This is a genomic window from bacterium (assembly GCA_035703895.1).
Lineage (GTDB): Bacteria > Sysuimicrobiota > Sysuimicrobiia > Sysuimicrobiales > Segetimicrobiaceae > Segetimicrobium.
In genome coordinates this window covers 16,234-33,851 of sequence record DASSXJ010000040.1, presented here as the reverse complement: position 1 = coordinate 33,851, position 17,618 = coordinate 16,234, and the positions used below count along the sequence as shown (strand labels likewise).

Annotated in this window: 18 protein-coding genes, 1 tRNA gene and 2 rRNA genes; 19 read left to right on the top strand and 2 right to left on the bottom strand. The window is 66.2% G+C overall.

Translation table 11 applies throughout. The features are described from left to right. From VFP86_03155 to rpoZ, 3 genes are all read left to right on the top strand, one after another. A 23S ribosomal RNA gene (locus VFP86_03155) occupies positions 1 to 1,250 on the top strand; the annotation flags it as partial. A gap of 142 nt (positions 1,251 to 1,392) precedes the next feature. Then, positions 1,393 to 1,509: ribosomal RNA gene (rrf, locus tag VFP86_03150) — 5S ribosomal RNA — on the top strand. A 182-nt stretch (positions 1,510 to 1,691) separates the two neighbouring features. Then, positions 1,692 to 1,904 (top strand): DNA-directed RNA polymerase subunit omega, encoded by a 213-nt coding sequence (gene rpoZ, locus VFP86_03145; protein HET8998623.1) that lies wholly within the window; start codon positions 1,692 to 1,694, stop codon positions 1,902 to 1,904. An 82-nt stretch (positions 1,905 to 1,986) separates the two neighbouring features. Here rpoZ and ald read toward each other — a convergent pair whose 3' ends face one another. Then, on the bottom strand, positions 1,987 to 3,099 hold the full coding sequence (gene ald / locus VFP86_03140; protein ID HET8998622.1) for an alanine dehydrogenase: 1,113 nt from the start codon (positions 3,097 to 3,099) through the stop codon (positions 1,987 to 1,989). A gap of 265 nt (positions 3,100 to 3,364) precedes the next feature. On the opposite strand from ald, the gene VFP86_03135 reads away from it, so the two are divergent. The 5 genes from VFP86_03135 (at position 3,365) to VFP86_03115 (ending at position 8,134) form a co-directional block, all read left to right on the top strand. Further along, a tRNA-Met gene (locus VFP86_03135) sits at positions 3,365 to 3,441 on the top strand. Positions 3,442 to 3,522: 81 nt separating this feature from the next. Next, on the top strand, positions 3,523 to 4,947 hold the full coding sequence (gene tilS / locus VFP86_03130; GenBank protein ID HET8998621.1) for a tRNA lysidine(34) synthetase TilS: 1,425 nt from the start codon (positions 3,523 to 3,525) through the stop codon (positions 4,945 to 4,947). Between the two features lie 101 nt (positions 4,948 to 5,048). Then, entirely contained in the window at positions 5,049 to 6,968 is a 1,920-nt protein-coding gene (ftsH, locus tag VFP86_03125) for an ATP-dependent zinc metalloprotease FtsH (protein HET8998620.1), read from the top strand. A gap of 97 nt (positions 6,969 to 7,065) precedes the next feature. After that, positions 7,066 to 7,662 (top strand): isochorismatase family cysteine hydrolase, encoded by a 597-nt coding sequence (locus VFP86_03120; GenBank protein HET8998619.1) that lies wholly within the window; start codon positions 7,066 to 7,068, stop codon positions 7,660 to 7,662. 19 nt (positions 7,663 to 7,681) lie between these two features. Beyond that, a complete protein-coding gene (locus VFP86_03115) occupies positions 7,682 to 8,134 on the top strand; it encodes a hypothetical protein (GenBank protein ID HET8998618.1) in 453 nt (150 codons plus the stop codon). Between the two features lie 5 nt (positions 8,135 to 8,139). On the opposite strand, the gene VFP86_03110 is transcribed toward VFP86_03115, so the two are convergent. Further along, positions 8,140 to 8,874 (bottom strand): SIMPL domain-containing protein, encoded by a 735-nt coding sequence (locus VFP86_03110; protein HET8998617.1) that lies wholly within the window; start codon positions 8,872 to 8,874, stop codon positions 8,140 to 8,142. 179 nt (positions 8,875 to 9,053) lie between these two features. Between VFP86_03110 and VFP86_03105 the strand changes: the two genes are divergently transcribed. From VFP86_03105 to greA, 11 genes are all read left to right on the top strand, one after another. After that, on the top strand, positions 9,054 to 9,413 hold the full coding sequence (locus VFP86_03105) for an ASCH domain-containing protein (GenBank protein HET8998616.1): 360 nt from the start codon (positions 9,054 to 9,056) through the stop codon (positions 9,411 to 9,413). A 46-nt stretch (positions 9,414 to 9,459) separates the two neighbouring features. Then, a complete protein-coding gene (ftcD, locus tag VFP86_03100; GenBank protein ID HET8998615.1) occupies positions 9,460 to 10,407 on the top strand; it encodes a glutamate formimidoyltransferase in 948 nt (315 codons plus the stop codon). Beyond that, on the top strand, positions 10,404 to 11,240 hold the full coding sequence (folP, locus tag VFP86_03095) for a dihydropteroate synthase (GenBank protein ID HET8998614.1): 837 nt from the start codon (positions 10,404 to 10,406) through the stop codon (positions 11,238 to 11,240). Before ftcD ends, folP begins: the two co-directional genes overlap by 4 nt. Then, positions 11,237 to 11,602 (top strand): dihydroneopterin aldolase, encoded by a 366-nt coding sequence (folB, locus tag VFP86_03090; protein ID HET8998613.1) that lies wholly within the window; start codon positions 11,237 to 11,239, stop codon positions 11,600 to 11,602. The genes folP and folB overlap by 4 nt, the downstream gene beginning before the upstream one ends. Beyond that, positions 11,599 to 12,162: a 2-amino-4-hydroxy-6-hydroxymethyldihydropteridine diphosphokinase gene (gene folK, locus VFP86_03085; protein ID HET8998612.1), complete on the top strand. Its 564-nt coding sequence runs from the start codon at positions 11,599 to 11,601 to the stop codon at positions 12,160 to 12,162. Before folB ends, folK begins: the two co-directional genes overlap by 4 nt. Before the next feature lie 50 nt (positions 12,163 to 12,212). After that, positions 12,213 to 12,950 carry a biotin--[acetyl-CoA-carboxylase] ligase gene (locus VFP86_03080; protein HET8998611.1) on the top strand — a complete coding sequence of 246 codons (738 nt, stop codon included), beginning with the start codon at positions 12,213 to 12,215 and terminating at the stop codon, positions 12,948 to 12,950. Next, complete coding sequence (locus VFP86_03075; protein ID HET8998610.1) at positions 12,947 to 13,891, top strand: P1 family peptidase; 945 nt, start codon at positions 12,947 to 12,949, stop codon at positions 13,889 to 13,891. The genes VFP86_03080 and VFP86_03075 overlap by 4 nt, the downstream gene beginning before the upstream one ends. A 135-nt stretch (positions 13,892 to 14,026) precedes the next feature. Then, positions 14,027 to 14,815: a type III pantothenate kinase gene (locus VFP86_03070; GenBank protein HET8998609.1), complete on the top strand. Its 789-nt coding sequence runs from the start codon at positions 14,027 to 14,029 to the stop codon at positions 14,813 to 14,815. 23 nt (positions 14,816 to 14,838) lie between these two features. Continuing rightward, a complete protein-coding gene (locus VFP86_03065) occupies positions 14,839 to 15,747 on the top strand; it encodes a quinate 5-dehydrogenase (protein HET8998608.1) in 909 nt (302 codons plus the stop codon). Positions 15,748 to 15,767: 20 nt separating this feature from the next. Then, entirely contained in the window at positions 15,768 to 16,889 is a 1,122-nt protein-coding gene (locus VFP86_03060; protein ID HET8998607.1) for an NAD(P)H-binding protein, read from the top strand. A gap of 120 nt (positions 16,890 to 17,009) precedes the next feature. Then, entirely contained in the window at positions 17,010 to 17,483 is a 474-nt protein-coding gene (gene greA, locus VFP86_03055; GenBank protein HET8998606.1) for a transcription elongation factor GreA, read from the top strand. Positions 17,484 to 17,618: the final 135 nt, after the last annotated feature.

Below are 17,618 nucleotides of genomic sequence, written 5' to 3'. Positions count from 1 at the left end.
AAGTTCCGACCTGCACGAATGGTGTAACGACTTGAGCGCTGTCTCGACCAGGGACTCGGCGAAGTTGTGGTGTTCGTGAAGACACGAACTACCCGCAGCTGGACGGAAAGACCCCGTGGAGCTTTACTGTATCCTGTCATTGGATGTGGTTCTGTCATGTAGAGGATAGGTGGGAGGCGTCGAAGCCGGGGCGCCAGCTTCGGTGGAGCCAACCTTGGAATACCACCCTTGATTGAATTACGTCCTAACCGACGATCTCATCGATTGTCGGGACAGTGGCAGGTGGGCAGTTTGACTGGGGCGGTCGCCTCCTAAAATGTAACGGAGGCGCCCCAAGGTCCCCTCAGCACGGTTGGAAACCGTGCGTCGAGTGTAAGGGCATAAGGGGGCTTGACTGTGAGGCCTACAAGCCGAGCAGGGACGAAAGTCGGGCCTAGTGATCCTACGGCGGCAAGTGGAAGCGCCGTGGCTTAACGGATAAAAGCTACCCCGGGGATAACAGGCTGATCTCCCCCAAGAGTCCACATCGACGGGGAGGTTTGGCACCTCGATGTCGGCTCATCGCATCCTGGGGGTGTAGTAGCTCCCAAGGGTTGGGCTGTTCGCCCATTAAAGCGGTACGTGAGCTGGGTTCAGAACGTAGGGACACTGCGTCCCTCGGGAGTAATCCTGAGGTGCAAACCGGCTGATATCGGTGGAACCCTCCCGCAACTGCCGAACGTTGCGGAGGGCAATACCGAGGGAAGAACGGAAGCTGGAATGAGGGAAGCACTACCGGAGATCGGCTTCCGTTCCCTGTAACGACTGATGGCCGCAAGGCCTGAGATGGGTTGTTGTGCTGAAGAAGCAAATCTATGACACCCATCATACGCCGGCTCCTTCTGACTTCTCCGGAAGGATGGAGCTATAGTCTGTGCCTCTGGAAACAGGGGAAACAACACGCGTGAGACAGTTCGGTCCCTATCCACTGCGGGCGCAGGAGGCTTGAGGGGAGCTGCTCCTAGTACGAGAGGACCGGAGTGGACGCACCTCTGGTGTACCGGTTGTCCTGCCAAGGGCACGCGCCGGGTAGCTATGTGCGGACGGGATAAGCGCTGAAAGCATCTAAGCGCGAAACCCACCCCAAGATGAGGCCTCCCACCGGGCTAACCGGGTAAGACCCCAGGAAGACTACCTGGTTGATAGGCCGGAGGTGTAAGGGCCGCAAGGCCTTGAGCCTACCGGTACTAATCGGTCGAGGGCTTGAAGGTACTTTCTTAGGGGTAGCTGTATGGAGCTTGCACCGTGGCTCGGAGTCGCAGGCTAAGGCTTCCATTAGCACGGGGGGCCGGGATCCGAACGCACGAGCCATGGCTGAGTCGTAGGGGCCGTATGGCCCCACTGTGTGAGATTCCCGGTGGCGATGCCGGAGGGGTTACACCCGTTCCCATTCCGAACACGGTCGTTAAGCCCTCCAGGGCCGATGGTACTTCGCGGGCAACTGCGCGGGAGAGTAGGTCGCTGCCGGGAGTAATGTCGGCGGGGTGAGAGTCATCGCTTTCACCCCGCCGCAGATTTCCCCCGCCTACCAGCGTTTGGTTCCCCATCCATTCCGCCGGTGTTTCCGGCCCTGCGGTGGCGTGTCCCGTTGTCCGCCGATCCGCGTTGCTGGGCATATGCGTTTCACGGTACAAGGAGGATAGGATACCATCATGATGATTCGGCCTCCGCTCGAGGCGTTGCTCGAGAAGATCGAGAACAAGTACGGACTCGTCGTCGCCGTTTCCAAGCGGGCGCGCGTCTTGAAGGAAGGTCAGCTGCCGATGGTCGACGTCGCCAGCAGCAACCCGGTGACCGTCGCTCTCGAAGAGATCGCGGCCGGCAAGATCCGGATCGACAAGTCCAAGGAACAACCGAAGGAGTAAGGCCCCGCAAGGTCCATCCCCAGCCGCGGCCTCGCTCGATCATATCCGGCAGCGATTCGTCCGACCCGGACGGCGCCGGAGCTTACCGAAGGAATTTCTCGAGAGGGGTATAGGGCAGCTCGTGCGCTTCGGCGACCGCCGGATGTGTGAGGTGTCCCTCCGCCGTATTGACGCCGTGCGCCAATGCCGGGTCCTCAAGCGCGGCGCGCCGCCACCCCTTGCCGGCGATCGCCAGGGCGTATCGGATGGTCGCATTCGTCAACGCGTACGTCGAGGTCCGTGGAAGCGCGCCCGGCATGTTGGTCACGCCGTAGTGCAGGACGTCGTGCTTTATTACGATCGGGTGGCTGTGCGTCGTCGGCTCCGTGGTCTCAATACAGCCCCCCTGATCGACGGCGACGTCGACGATCACCGATCCGGGTTTCATCGTCTGCACCATCGCCTCGGTCACAAGCCGCGGGGCGCGCGCCCCGGGGATGAGCACGGCTCCCACGAGCAGGTCTGAGTATGCAACGGCCTGCTCGATCGTGACCGGGTTGCTCATAATCGCCATCGCGCGTCCGTGCAGGACGTCGTCCAGGTAGGACATCCGCCGGGGGTTTCGTTCCAGGACCGTCACCTGCGCGCCCATCCCCGTGGCCACCTTTGCCGCATGCGTCCCCACGACCCCGCCGCCGATGATGACGACGTTGGCGGGGGCCACTCCTGTGACGCCCCCCAAGAGCGTCCCCTTACCGCCGGCCGTCTCCTTTAGATAGAAGGCCCCTTCCTGGATCGACATCCTGCCCGCGACCTCGCTCATCGGGGTCAACAGCGGCAGTTCGCCGTCGGCAAGCTGGACCGTTTCGTAGGCGATCGCCAGGGACCTGGATGTGAGAAGCGTCTTGGTGAGCTCCGGGGCCGCCGCAAGATGGAAATACGTGAAGATGATCTGTCCGGGATGGAGGTAGCGGTACTCCTCCGATAGGGGTTCCTTGACTTTCATGACCATCTCCGCGTCCCAGGCCTCTGCCGCCGCGCGGGTGATCCGCGCGCCTCGATGTTCGTAGTCCCGGTCGGAGATACCGCTCCCTTCACCCGCTTTCGCTTCGACCAGCACGGTGTGCCCGGCGTCCACCAACTCATGGACGCCGGCGGGCGTAATGCCGACGCGTCCCTCCTGGTCTTTGATTTCTTTTGGCACGCCGATCCGCACGCAGACCCGATACTCCCACGGTGTCTCGCGGTCCTTCTTTGATGTCCACAAGATATCCCCATGCGAATTATCCACAGCACGTCAAACGAAAGTTCCCGATTGGCAGTGAGGGAGGCGTGTGATACAGTGTGCGATGTCAGCGAGCGCCACACATCAGGATGAGAGAGAGGTAGCTCTTCGGAGCCAACCCGGCTTAACCTGTGTGTGGCCTCGCTGTTTTTCAGAACCGGTTTCCCTGTGATCCTGTTATAATGAAGGCGCACACGGCGGCGTAGCTCAGGTGGTCAGAGCACGCGGTTCATACCCGCGGAGTCGGGGGTTCGAAGCCCTCCGCCGCCACCAACTCCAGAACCGTCCGGGATGGTGCGTCCGCATCGCGGAATGAGCCAGCGTGATCCAGTATGCGAGATCTCCGTGAACGCCATGGCCGGTGGTGACCACGCATTTGTGCACCGCATGCAGGACACGGTGCGCCGGCACCGGATGCTCATGGGCGGAGAAACCGTCGTGGTGGCGGTCTCTGGCGGGCCCGACTCGACGGCGTTGGTGCACGGTCTTGCCGCGATCGCGCGCGACCGCCCCCTGACTCTTCACGTCGCCCATGTCGATCACGGGTTGCGTCCGGAGGCCGGTCTCGACGCGGCGTTTGTCGCCGCGATGAGCCGTACCCTCGGGTTGGAGCATCATCAAGCCGCCGTCGATCCGCGAACGCTCGCCGATCAAGAAGGCCTGTCCGTGGAAGACGCGGCGCGCCGGCTTCGCTACGAGTTTCTGGCGCGAGTCGCGCGGGACGTCGGCGCGACGGTCGTTGCCACAGGGCATACCCTCGATGATCAAGCCGAAACCGTGCTGATCCGGCTCCTGCGCGGGAGCGGCCTCGATGGGCTGGCCGGGATCCCCCCCGTTCGACGGAGCGGCGAAACGTCCATCATCCGGCCGCTGCTTGAGACCACACGGCGGGACGTCGAATCGTATCTTCGAGCGATCGGGGCCGAATGGCGGGAGGATTCGACGAACCGGGATCTCGCGATCCTCAGAAATCGGATCCGGCTGGTCCTGCTTCCCGCCCTCGAAGGGTATAATCCTGATGTGCGGCAAACGCTGGCGCGCGCGGCCGATCTGCTGCGGGACGAAGCTGAGGCGATCGACACGCTGGCGGCCGCGCGAATCGCGGAGACGCTCACGGGCGATTTGGAAGTCGTGCAGGTGTCGCTCGAGCGCTTCATCCGGTTGCCCGCGGCGCTCCAACGGCGCGTGCTGCGCGAGGCGTTGCGACGGGTACGCGGGAACTTGCGCGCCGTACGGTTCGTTCACATTGAAGGGGCACGGCAGCTTGTGCTCGAGGGGCAAGCGGGTTCCTGGATGCCGCTCCCCGGAGGCGTGCGGATCACCCGGCTCCCGACGGGCGCCGAGGTCGCGGCGGAATGCACGGGCGGCCCGCCGCGGTTATATAAGGTGTCGGTGCCGGGCCGTGTGGTCGCCGTGGAGTATGGTGTGCAGGTGACCGCGGAGGAGCTGACGCGAGATCAGCTCGAGGCGGGGCAGGACTTGGCCCGACGGGATGCGGTGGTGTTGGACGCCGCGTGTGTTGGGAGCGAGCTGGTGTTGCGGGGACCACAACCCGGAGACCGGTTCGCACCGGTGGGGATGGAGGGGCGGACGAAGATGGTCGCGGATTACCTGCGGGACGAGAAGATCCCGCGGCATCGCCGGGCGTCCATCCCGGTGTTGACGACACGGGACGGCATGGTCCTGTGGATCGTCGGCATGCGGGCATCGGAAGCTGCGCAGATTACACCAACCACGATGCGTGGCGTCCGCGTCGTGGCGCGGCCGTTGAGGGCGTGAGATGTGCTATAATTTTGTGATAAGTTTCGACCGGGTTCCAGGGGGCGCCCGCCGGCGGCGGCTGTGGTCCGGCGGTCGATCGTTTCGAGGGGGTTGCTCGGTTGTTTAACAAGTACGTCCGGAACCTGCTTGTCTGGGCGCTGATTGTCGTTGTCGTGCTCTACCTCGTGCTTCCTCTCTACAACAACCGGGGTACGTCGAGCGAGGTCGTCGCCTACAGCACATTCATCTCCGAGGCGCAACAGGGACACATCGACCAGGTGACGATCGGCGATGAGGCCGTGTCCGGTCAGAAGAAAAACGGCCAGCCGTTTCGCACGTATGTGCCCAAGGGCGATAGCTCGTACCTGGAGATCCTGCGGTCCCATGGCGTCAAGATCAGCGTAGATCCGCCCTCTCGATCGTCGCTCTGGCCCAACCTCGTGACCACGATGCTGCCGTTTCTCGTCCTCGTGGGCCTCTGGATGTTGATGTTGCGCCAGGCTCAATCGGGGTCGAACCAAGCGATGTCGTTCGGCAAAAGCCGGGCCCGCCTGCATACCGAAGCGAAGACCCGGGTGACATTCGACGACGTCGCCGGAGTGGACGAAGCCAAGGAGGAGCTGGAGGAGATCATCGAGTTTCTCCGGCATCCGAAGAAGTTCCAAGCGCTGGGCGCCAAGATCCCACGGGGGGTGCTGCTGGTGGGCCCGCCGGGGAGCGGCAAGACGCTGCTGGCCAAGGCGATCGCGGGCGAAGCCGGGGTGCCGTTCTTTTCGATCTCCGGCAGCGAGTTTGTCGAGATGTTCGTCGGCGTCGGCGCGAGCCGCGTACGAGATCTCTTCGACCAGGCGAAGAAGAGCGCGCCTTGTCTGGTGTTCATCGACGAGATCGATGCAGTAGGACGGCAGCGCGGCGCCGGATTAGGCGGCGGGCACGATGAACGGGAGCAGACGCTGAACCAGTTGCTGGTGGAGATGGATGGGTTCGATCCCAACTCCGGGATCATCGTCATCGCCGCCACCAACCGGCCGGACATCCTCGACCCGGCCCTGCTGCGGCCCGGCCGGTTCGACCGCCGGATCGTCGTGGACAACCCGGATACGAAGGGGCGGCGCGCCATCCTTGACGTGCACGTGCGTGGCAAGCCGATCGGTGACGATGCCAATCTGGACGTGCTGGCCAAGCGCACGCCCGGGTTCAGTGGGGCCGATCTGGCGAACATGGTGAACGAGGCGGCGCTGCTGGCGGCGCGGCGGGGGAAGAAGCGGGTCGGCATGTCCGAGTTCGACGAGGCGATCGAGCGGGTGATCGCGGGTCCGCAGCGAAAGAGCCGGATCCTGTCCCCCAAAGAGCGCGAGCTGACAGCATTCCATGAAGGCGGGCACGCGCTGTTGGGCAAGCTCCTGCCGCAGGCGAACCCGCCGCACAAGGTCACGATCCTGCCTCGCGGTATGGCGCTTGGCTATACGCTCCCGCTTCCGCAGGAGGACAAGTACACCGTCACGCGGAGCGAGATCCTGGCGAACATCACGGCGATCCTTGGCGGCCGGGTGGCCGAGGAGATCGTCTTCGGAGAGATCACGACCGGGGCGGCCAACGACTTCGAGAAAGCCACCGAGCTCGCCCGCAAGATGGTGACCGAGTTCGGGATGTCGGATAAGCTCGGGCCGCTGACGCTCGGCACCAAGCACGGGCCGGTGTTCCTGGGACGGGATCTCGTAGAAAGCCGGAACTACTCGGATGAGATCGCCTACGAGATCGACAAGGAAGTCCGCCGGATCATCGACGAGTGCTACAGCCGCGCGCGTCAGGTGCTGACCGACCACCAAGAGGTGCTCGACCGCATCGCCAAAGCGCTGCTGGAGCGGGAGTCGCTGGACAGCGAGGAGCTCGACGCGCTGATCGCCGGCGAGCTGCTGCCGCCCGACGTCTCGGCGGCCCCGCCGGCGCCGGCCGTGACCCAGGAGGTCAAGTCGTTCTCCCGTTCGGACGCCACCATTCCGCCGAAGCCAAAGCTGAAGCCGGAGGCGACCGGGTAGAGACGGACGCCCACACGACGCTGCGCGGGGAAGGAGCCGAGGCTGCTTCCCCGCGTATGTTTTCTGGACGCAGCGTCGCTCTCGAGGGAGGCCATCCATGATCGAGGTCCCACCGATCACCATCGAGCCCCGGGTCCAGGTCAACCCCGCTGACACGGCCCTCATCGTGGTAGACATGCAGAACGACTTCGTGGATCCGCGCGGGAGCCTCACCGTGGCTGCGGCGCAGGCGACCGTGCCCGCGATCGCCCGCCTCCGAGCCTTCGCGCACGCGCGCGGGCTCCTCGTCGTCTACACGCAGGATTGGCACCGTCCCGACGATCCCGAGTTCGCGTTGTGGGGGGCGCACGCCGTGGCGGGAACGTGGGGGGCCGAGATCGTGCCCGACCTGGCGCCCCGCCCGGATGATCTGGTCGTCCGTAAACTTCGCTACGATGCGTTCTACGGCACGACGTTGGACCACGAGCTCCGGCAGCGGCGCGTCGCGTCAGTGATCGTGACCGGCACGGTGAGCAACATCTGCGTGCTCCACACCGCGGGCAGCGCCGCGCTCCGATGGCTGCAGATCATCGTCCCCGTGGACGCAGTCTCCGCGCTCACCGAATTCGATCAGCAGGCGGCGTTGCGGCAGATCGCGTTTCTCTACCGGGGTACGCTCACCCGAAGCGACGGCATCGTGGCCGTCCCCGGGTAGCGTGGGAGGAGGGTAGCCGTTGCCGAAGCCCAAGAAACGGATGCCGTTCGCCTGGCGGCCGGTGATGATCTACATCGCCATCGTGTTCGTCGCCGGGGCCGGGCTCGTGATTTGGGAGCGCGCCTACGAAGCGAAACAGGAATCGGTCGCCTCGCCCCCACCCGAGGCCGCGGCGAAGAACCTTGTCGAGGGCTACGTCGGAGCCGGGACGGTCCAGAGCGTCCGGCTGGATCGCCGCACCGGTACCCTCACCTTGGATGTCAAAGACGTCGTGACCGACCCGAAGAAGACTCCGGCCCAAAACCAGGAACTCCTGTCCGCGGAAGGGACGCAGGCGGCCGATCGGATCTTGGGGTTCGTGACCTTCAAGCACGTCGTCCTGAGACTCATGAAGGACGGCAAACTCCGCGCGACCGTGCGGGCGGACCCGGGGCAAACGCCGCACACGGAGTTTGTTCCCGATTTCAAGTAGGGAACTCAGAACGCGAACACCGCCCGCACCTGCGCGGAGACCGTGAGCGTCCCCGGGAGCACGGGTGTCGTCGCATCCGGGGTCGCCGTCATCGCCTTTCCGAAGGTGACGGGGACGGTCGCGCCCATCTCCTCGATCCGCACGACCCTGGAGATCGTGACGCCGGCCGCCGTCGCCAGCGCAGTCGCCGTGGTCCGGGCATCTTGGACCGCCGCGGCGAAGGCCCGCGCGCGGTAGGCGGTCGAGTCGCGCAGTGTGAACGACACGCCGTCGAGCAGGTTCGCGCCTGCGGCAACCGCCGCGTCGAGGACACGGCCCACCAGGGCGAGATCGTCGACGGTGACTACGGCCCGCTGCACGGCTTGGTAGCCGGTGATCTCGCCGGACTGCGGGCGTCTCTGCGGGTAGAGGTTGATCTCGATCGTTTGGATACGCTCGCGCGGGATCCCTAGCGCGGTGATCTTGCTCAGCACTTGGTTCATCGTGGCGCTGAGGCGTTCCTGAGCCTCCTGCGCGGTGGGCCGCGTGATCTGCGCGCCGATGTTGACGAGGGCGCGGTCCGGAGCGGCTTCGACGATCCCGCGTCCGTTGACGACGATCGCCTGGCCCCCCAGGATCGCGGCCGGGCCGCCGGGGGGCGGAACCGGTAGCGGAGAGGGCGCCGGGGCGGCTCCGGCAGGATTGCCGACGAGTGCGAGCGCGGCGACAAACGCGGTCAGTAGGACCGGCGGTTTCATCATACACACCTCCTAACGAAATGGCGCTTTCCTCCATACGAGGCCTGCGCGAGCGGTGTTCCCGATCGGGGGGATCCCGACGGCGGGCGTGGAGGGAAGCCCTGTGGGGGACACGAACAAAACGCAGCGCTCTGCACCTTGCGGGAGCGGCGTCGCGGGCAGGTCATCATGTGGAGGTACGCATGTTCGCCTTGAACTTCTATTCAAGTGTCTTCGCCCAGGCGCTCCGGGACGGCTCCAAAACGCTCACGATCCGCCTAGGAGACAAGCGCGACAAGTATCAGGACGGACAGCTGGTGTGGGTCACCGTCGGGACTCGGTTCGGGACCAAACAGCGAATCTTTACCGCGATGATCGACCGGGTGGAGGTGAAAGCGCTGCGTGAGGTGACTCCACGGGAGATCGAGCGGGAAAACCCCGCCACGCGCGAGCACGCCGACCTCATCGAGTTCTTATCGAAGATCTACGGGCGCACGATCGGACCTGAAGACTCCGTGACCGTGATTCACTTTTCGCGCGTCGCCGACGCGAGAGACGAGTAGCCGGCTCTCCGCCGCCGCGCCTTCGACCCCCTCGAGTGGTCTCTGCGTGTCGCGTCCCATTATCGAATGCGTGCCGAATGTTAGCGAGGGCCGACGTCCCGCGGTCCTGACGTCGCTTGCCGGCGCCATTCGGAACGCGGAAGGTGTTCGCCTCATCGATGTATCCCCCGATGTCGATCATAACCGGGCGGTCTATACCTTCGCTGGCGAGGGGGACGCCGTGTGCGATGCGGCCTTTCGAGTCGCCGAGGTAGCCCTCGAACAGATCGACCTCCGGACGCATCGGGGGGTGCACCCCCGGATCGGCGCCGTGGACGTCATTCCGTTCGTGCCGCTGTGGAACGCGACTCTCGAGGCGTGTGCGGCACTCGCCCGGCGCCTCGCCGAGCGGCTGGCGGCCCAGCTGGGCCTGCCGGTATATCTGTACGGCGCGGCGGCACACGATCCCACCCGCACGCTCCCGACGATCCGTCGCGGGGGATTCGAGGGGTTGCGCGCCGACATCACGCTACCCGCGCGGCGCCCCGATCATGGCCCGACCCGGGTACACCCCACGGGCGGGGCGGTCGCCGTCGGCGCGAGGGAGATCCTGATCGCGTTTAACGTGGACCTGGAGACGACCGATCTCGCGGCCGCCCGGGCGATCGCGGCGACGGTTCGGGAGTCCTCTGGAGGGCTCCCCGCGGTCCAGGCGATGGGGGTGGCGCTGGCGTCTCGGGGGCTCGTGCAGGTGTCGATGAACCTTCGTGACTACCGCCGGACGTCCCCCCTGACCGCGCTCCGGCGGGTCGAAGCCGAAGCCGCTCGCCTCGGCATTGCTGTCGCGGCGGGTGAACTCATCGGCTGCGCGCCCCGCGAGGCGTTGCCAACGGATCCGCTCGCCACCCTCCATCTTCGAGCGCTTCGTCCGGAACAGATCCTCGACCCGGAGGGGCTGGCCCGCGATCTCTACGGCACGGCTGGTTCCGACGGACCGCCGGCCGGGGGCCGATGACGATTCCACCGATTCGGTGCGGGAGGTTCTCGATCGCGTTCGGGCCCCGTACGCTGATCATGGGAATCATCAACATGGCGCCCGACTCGTTTGCCGGGGACGGACTCGCCGGTGACGCGGGTGCGGCCGAGGCGCGCGGTCACGAGATGGCGGCCGCAGGGGCCGACCTGTTCGACGTGGGAGGCCGCTCGACACGCCCCGGCGCGCCCCCGGTCGATTTCGATGAGGAGCGCGTGCGGACGATTCCGGCGATCAGACGACTGGCAAGCGCCGGCCTCCTCGTCAGCGTGGACACCTTTTCCGCGCGTGTGGCCGCTGCCGCGCTCGGCGCAGGCGCGGTCATGGTGAACGACGTCTCCGGCCTCCGGGGCGATCCGGCCATGGCCTCGGTCGTGGCCCGGGCGGGTGTGCCGGTGGTCATCATGGACTGGGATGATCGGGTCGGCGCCCGTGATGTCGTCCGGGAGACGGTGATGTTTCTGCAGAGGCAGCTCGCCGTCGCGGTGGCGGCGGGCATTGCCGAGACGCAAGTGCTCGTCGATCCGGGGTACGGATTCGGGCTCGCGCTGGACCAGAATCTGGAGATCCTGCGGCGCCTCCGCGAGCTGGCGGTGCTGGGGCGCCCGATCCTGATCGGCACCTCTCGTAAAGGGAGCATCGGCAAGGTCTTGAATCTTCCGGTGCACGAGCGGCTGGAGGGCACGGCGGCAACGGTGGCGGTGGCGATCATGAACGGGGTGGATGTAGTGCGGGCGCACGACGTGCGCGCCATCGTCCGGGTCGCGCGCATGACCGATGCGATCACGAGGGGCGCGCCGCGCCTCCCGGCATGAGCGACCGGATCCTGTTGCACGAGATGGCGTTTTACGCCTATCACGGGCTGAACCCTGAGGAACAGGCCGAAGGGCAGGTCTTCGTGGTCAACGTCGCCGTCGAGGCGGAGCTGCATCGGGCCGGGCACACCGATGCGATCGAGGATTCACTCGACTACCGCGACCTGTACGCCCGCGTTCGTCAGGTCATGACGGAGGAGCGCTACAAGCTTCTCGAGGCGGTCGCCGAGGCAGTGGCGCACCGCCTCCTAGAGATCGAGCGCGTCCAGGCGGTCACGGTCCAAGTCAGGAAACCCCACGTGAAGCTGGGGGGCGCCCTGGCCTATGCCGGGGTCGAAGTCACGCGTCGGAAGCGGACATGAGCGAGGCGGAGCGTGGGAAGCACTCGGGTGATGCGGCTCCATCGAGCGCGGCCCGGGTGTTTCTGGGCCTCGGCTCGAACCTGGGTGATCGCGCGGGGATGCTGGCCCAGGCCCGAACGCTGCTCGACGGCCCCGGCCTTCGGATCGCCGCAGCCTCGAGCGTGTACGAGACGCCTCCCTGGGGCGTCGCCGATCAGCCCCGCTATCTGAATCAGGTGCTCGACGGTCGAACGACGCTATCGCCCCGCCGGCTCCTCCATCGATGTCAGGAGGTCGAAACGCGCCTAGGGCGCGTGCGGTCCACACGATGGGGACCCCGGACCATCGACGTGGACATCTTGCTGTACGGCGGCCTCGAGATCAATGAACCTGATCTCGTGATCCCGCATCCGCAGTTGGTTCACCGGGCATTTGTCCTGGTTCCGCTGGCTGAACTCGACGCCGCGTTCCGTGTGCCGGGCGGAGACACGATCGGTTCGCTCCTGCAGGCGGTGCCGGACCGCGCGGGCGTGAGCGTGTATCGAGGGGACCAAGAGTCGCCGGCGCGCGCCGACCGATGAGGTCGGGTCAGCACGGCGCGGGAGCTCTTGGGGACCTCGGGACGCGTGTCGTGGGCCGATATATCCGGTGGCACGACTCTCTGCCGTCCACGAACGATCTCGCCCTCCGCTTGGCCGAAATCCCCGTTCCTGAAGGGACCGTGATCATTGCCGAGGAGCAAACGGCCGGCCGGGGCCGGCTGGGCCGCGCCTGGGCGTCTCCGAGAGGCGGGGTATGGCTGTCCGTGATCCTCAGCCCCGGCCTCCCCATGGACAAGGTCGCGGTGATTGGGCTCGTCGCAGGTATCGCCGTGGCCCAGGCGATCCGGAAGACGACCGGCCTCCTCGCTCGGCTCAAATGGCCCAACGACGTCCTGGTGGAAGGCCAGAAAGTCGTCGGCGTCCTGGCGGAGGCAGCCCCCGGAGCGGACTGGGTCGTGGTAGGGATCGGGATCAACGCCAACATCGCTCCTGATGCGCTCCCCGTGGCCCCAGGCCATCCTGTGACATCGCTGCAGGCGCAGCTCGGTCATATGGTGGATCGCGAAGCCTTGATCCGCGCGGTGCTCAGAGAGCTGGATCAAGGGTATACCGTGCTCCGGTCTTCCGGCATCTCCGGGGTGCTGCGGCGGTGGCGTGAGATGGCGGAGACCCTTGGCCGGCCGGTCCGAGTGGAGATGTCGGGGGCGACCATTTATGGAACCGCCTTCGACATTGATGAGGCGGGGGCGCTCTTGGTCCGGCTCGACAATGGCGCGGTCCAGAGGATCGTCGCCGGCGATGTTGGGATGCGAGAGACGGGCTCATGATCACCGACGTGCCCGGGCTCATGGTGGGCCACGCGACCGACCTTGAGCACCTCACCGGGTGCACCGTGGTAGTCTGCGCGGACGGCGCCGTGGCCGGGGCGTCGGTGTTGGGCGGTGCCCCGGGGACGCGCGAGACCGATCTACTGCGCCCCGAGAACATGATCGACGCCGTGCACGCGGTGGCATTGTGCGGGGGCAGCGCATTTGGGCTGGCGGCCGCGGACGGCGTCGTGCGCTACCTGGCCTCCCGCGGCGCCGGGTTTCCGACGCCGCATGCGAAGGTCCCGATCGTCCCCGCCGCGGTCATCTACGATCTCGGAATCGGCAGCCCAGACGTCCGGCCTGACGTGGAGATGGGCGAAGCCGCGTGTCGGGCTGCGCGGCCGGGGCCGGTTGCCGAGGGATGCGTGGGGGCCGGGACCGGGGCGACGGTGGGGAAGCTCTTTGGGATGCGCGGTGCGATGAAGTCCGGGGTGGGCACGTGGAGCACCCGGCTCCCCGGCGGCGCCACGGTGGGAGCGCTGCTGGTGACCAACGCATTTGGCGATGTCATGGACGTTCGCACAGGAAAGATTCTCGCCGGTGCCCGCCGTCCGGATCGCGGAGGGTTTGTCGGCGCGGCCGAGTATCTCCGCACGCACGGTCTCGCGGATGCGTTTCCGCATAATACCACGCTGGGCGTCGTCGCCACCGACGCCCGGTTGACCAAGGCGCACGCCACGCGCCTGGCGATCCTGGCTCATGCCGGCCTGGCCCGGGCGGTTGCACCCTCCCATACGTCGGTCGACGGAGATACCATGTTCGTGCTGAGCACCGGGAAGGAGGGAGCCGACTGGATGGCGCTCCAAGCCGCCGTGCAGGAGGCCGTGGCCGAAGCGATCATGCGATCCGTGCGGGCGGCGCGAACCCTCGGAGGTGTGCCCGGGCTCGCGGGCGAGTGAGGGGGCTGCTTGCCCCCACCCCAGGGGTTTGCTACGCTATCGGTGGCCGGCATCCGTCTGGAGCCGGACCCTGCGAGTCTGCGGCGTCGGTCCGTCCGGTACTGTTCTGCAGACTGGAACGGAGGGATCCCTTCCATGCTCCTCGCCCTCAACGTCAACAACACCAACATCAAGCTCGCGCTGTACCGCGGTCAGTCCCAGGTGGTCAATTGGCGCATCGCCACCGAGCGCCAGCGCACCGCCGATGAGTACGCGATGCTCTGGCATCAGCTGTTTCACTATCACGGGTTGGGGTTTGACGACGTGACCGGCGTGGCCATGTCCTGTGTCGTGCCCGCGCTCGTCGACCCGCTCCGGCAACTCTGCCGGAGGTATCTCCGCCTCACCCCGCTCGAGGTCGGGCCCGGGATCCGCACCGGTATGCGCATCCTCTACGACAACCCGCGCGAGGTCGGCGCCGATCGCATCGCGAACGCCATCGCGGCCTACGCGCAGTACGGCGGCCCCACCATCGTCGTCGACTTTGGCACTGCGACGACGTTCACCGCCGTGTCGGCAGAAGGCGACTTCCTTGGTGGGGCGATCGCGCCGGGCATCGGGATCTCGGTCGATGCGCTGGCCGCGCACGCCGACCAGCTGCGGCGCGTGGAACTGGCGCATCCGCCATCGGTGATCGGCCGCAACACAATCGCCGCGATGCAGTCCGGCATCCTCTATGGGTTCGCGGGCCAGGTCGACGGGCTTGTCGAGCGCATGCGCCGGGAGCTGGGCGGGCGGACGACCGTCGTGGCGACCGGCGGATTTGCCGAGTTGATCGCTCCCGCGGCGCGGTCGATCGCGCACGTGGATCCGCTCCTCACGCTGGAGGGCCTGCGCCTCTTGTACGAGCGAAATACGCTCTCCGATGCGGCAGGAGAGGTGTAGAGCTGAGTCTAACAGACGTCGGGATGAAGCGCGTGGTCAGCGTGAGCTTGGGCAGCAGCACTCGCGACAAGCGCGTGGAAACGGAAATCCTCGGCGAACGCTTCGTGATCGAGCGGATCGGCACCGACGGCGACACGGATCGGTATCGGGCTCTCGTGGAGGAGCTCGACGGTCATGTGGATGCGATCGGCATGGGCGGCATCGACCTCTACCTGCGCGCCGGCGCGGCCCGGTATCAGATCCGCGACGCCGCCCGATTGATCCGAGGCGTTCGCCGCACGCCCGTCGTGGATGGCGGGGGCATCAAGAACTCGTGGGAGAAGTACCTCATCCTAGAATACCTTCCAAAGGAGGCCGGTATCTCGTTTGCGGGGCGGCGTGTGCTGCTCGTCAGCAGCGTCGATCGATACGGAATGGCCGAGGCGTTCGTGCGCGCCGGCGCCCAGACCCTGTTTGGCGATTTCTACTTCGCCCTCGGCATCCCCATTCCCATGCGGTCGCTGACCACCGTCCGGCTCCTGGCCGCGTGTCTCCTCCCGGTATTCACGAAGCTCCCGTTCAAGCTACTCTATCCGACAGGCGCCAAGCAGGAGCAGGTCACGCCCCGCTTCCCCCACTTGTTTCGGTGGGCGGAGGTCCTGGCCGGCGATTTCCATCTCATTCGGCGCTACATGCCCCCCGATCTCCGGGGGAAGACGGTCCTGACCCAGACGATCACCCCCGCGGACACCGAGGAACTGCGCCGCCGAGGGACCCGGACCCTCATTACCGTAGCTCCAGAGATGGACGGCCGGTCGTTTGCCACAAACGTGCTTGAGGGCGTCGTGCTTGCGCTGTCCGGGCGCCGCGGAGAACTTGGTCCGGAAGAATACATCGAGTGGATGCTGCGGGCCGGGTTCCGCCCCCGGATCGAGACGCTCACCGCGGCGTGATGGATGGGGTCCATGCGCGGATGAGCAGGGAACCGGCGCCGATGGGGCGGTTCGCATTCGTGCTGCACCCCTTGTACGTCTCCCAGTACGCGCAAAAGTTTCCCTTCACACGCTTCCTCCCCGACCGCCTGGTCGAAGCGGCATTCCGCGCCGTCCCGCCGTTCGAGGCCTCGCATATTACCGGGATCGTCTCGGCGACGGGGGCGCGGTCCGAGGGCTGGTTTATCGCCCTCCCCTGGACCCCGCGCGTCCTGCTCGCGGCCCCGCCCGCTCTCGTCTACCGGCGTCTGATCCAGGCGGGCCGCATCGCCGAGCGCCTCGGGGCCGGGATTGTGGGGTTGGGCGCGTTCACCAAGGTCGTGGGCGATCGCGGGCTCACGGTGGCCCAGGCCCTTCGGATCGGGGTCACGACGGGAAACAGCCTCACCGTCGCGACCGCGATCGAGGGCGCGCTCATGGGGGCGCACCGCATGGGGGTCGAGGTCGCCCAGGCCCAGGTCGCCGTTGTGGGAGCGACCGGCGCGATCGGCGCGGCGTGCTGCCGGATCCTCGCGCGGCAGGTGGGCGGCTTGATTCTGGTGGCCCGCACGCAGAGCCGGCTGGAGGCGCTCGCGGAGGAGCTCGGCTCCACCGGCCCGGCGCGTGTCGACGTCACCTCGGATGTCCGCCGAGCTGTAGGGGGCGCCGACATCGTCATCACGGTCACCACCGCGACCGACGTCCTGATCGAGCCGGAGGATCTCCGCCCGGGGGCGGTGGTCTGCGACGTCGCGCGGCCGCGAAACGTGTCGCGGCTGGTCTACGATCGCCGCAGCGACGTGCTGGTGATCGACGGCGGGGTCATCGAAGTGCCGGGACCCGTGGAGTTCGGGTTGGATTTCGGGTTCCCCCCGCGGTCCTGTGAGGCCTGCATGGCCGAGACGATCATCCTCGCATTGGAAGGGCGCTATGACGATTACACGCTGGGGGCCGAGGTCCAGCTCGACCGCGTCGACGAAATCCACGCACTGATGCGCAAGCACGGGTTTCACATCTCGGGGTTCCGCCGCTTCGAACGGAAGATCTCCGACGACGAGGTGGACGCGATCCGTCATGCCGCGCGATCGGCAAACGCGCCGCGCCCTGCTACGCTTGGGCTTTGACAATAGTGGGCTCGTTCGTTATACTTCAGGCGTCACAAGTGGAGTCGAGACTGAGGGCGTGCCCTCAGTCTCGTCCCCTCTTTTAAGCGGACATATCGCCTACTGGGTGCGCTGATTCGTATGGAAGAAAAAGCTACCATCCTAACCCCCGAAGGCCTGCGGAAGCTCGAGGAGGAACTGGAATTCCTCAAGACCGTGAAGCGCAAGGAAGTGGCCGAGCGTATCAAGCAATCGAAAGAATTTGGCGACCTCATGGAAAACTCCGAGTACGAGGACGCAAAGAACGAGCAGGCGTTCATCGAGGGCCGCATCCTGACGGTCGAGGGGATGCTGCGGAACGCCAAAGTGATCGACAACCACGACGTGCGGTCGGACGTGGTCACGATCGGCAGTACCGTCAGGCTCCAAGACGAGGCCGGAGAGGAACTGAGCTACACGATCGTCGGATCCCCCGAGGCGGACCCCCTCCACGACCGAATCAGCAACGAATCGCCGGTTGGACGGGCGCTCCTCGGGAAGCGGCGGGGGGACAAGGTGACCGTGAAGGCCCCCGCGGGGACGATCCGCTACATCATCAAAGCCATCAAGCGCTGATTCCGCCGGCAGGCACCCCGGCGGAGGACCGCGGCACCACCCCCTCGGCTCACTCTTCCCCGATGCCACGGCGAACCCGACCTATCGAAGGGGGCATGTTCGGCATCCGGAAGATAGACCGATCTCATCAGCCCC

Bases quoted from the DNA above. Each gene is read 5' to 3' on its own strand.
- rpoZ (HET8998623.1), top strand. From the start codon at position 1,692: ATGATGATTCGGCCTCCGCTCGAGGCGTTGCTCGAGAAGATCGAGAAC.
- tilS (HET8998621.1), top strand. From the start codon at position 3,523: ATGGCCGGTGGTGACCACGCATTTGTGCACCGCATGCAGGACACGGTG.
- VFP86_03120 (HET8998619.1), top strand. From the start codon at position 7,066: ATGATCGAGGTCCCACCGATCACCATCGAGCCCCGGGTCCAGGTCAAC.
- VFP86_03110 (HET8998617.1), bottom strand. From the start codon at position 8,874: ATGATGAAACCGCCGGTCCTACTGACCGCGTTTGTCGCCGCGCTCGCA.
- VFP86_03105 (HET8998616.1), top strand. From the start codon at position 9,054: ATGTTCGCCTTGAACTTCTATTCAAGTGTCTTCGCCCAGGCGCTCCGG.
- folP (HET8998614.1), top strand. From the start codon at position 10,404: ATGACGATTCCACCGATTCGGTGCGGGAGGTTCTCGATCGCGTTCGGG.
- folB (HET8998613.1), top strand. From the start codon at position 11,237: ATGAGCGACCGGATCCTGTTGCACGAGATGGCGTTTTACGCCTATCAC.
- folK (HET8998612.1), top strand. From the start codon at position 11,599: ATGAGCGAGGCGGAGCGTGGGAAGCACTCGGGTGATGCGGCTCCATCG.
- VFP86_03075 (HET8998610.1), top strand. From the start codon at position 12,947: ATGATCACCGACGTGCCCGGGCTCATGGTGGGCCACGCGACCGACCTT.
- VFP86_03070 (HET8998609.1), top strand. From the start codon at position 14,027: ATGCTCCTCGCCCTCAACGTCAACAACACCAACATCAAGCTCGCGCTG.
- VFP86_03065 (HET8998608.1), top strand. From the start codon at position 14,839: ATGAAGCGCGTGGTCAGCGTGAGCTTGGGCAGCAGCACTCGCGACAAG.
- VFP86_03060 (HET8998607.1), top strand. From the start codon at position 15,768: ATGAGCAGGGAACCGGCGCCGATGGGGCGGTTCGCATTCGTGCTGCAC.
- greA (HET8998606.1), top strand. From the start codon at position 17,010: ATGGAAGAAAAAGCTACCATCCTAACCCCCGAAGGCCTGCGGAAGCTC.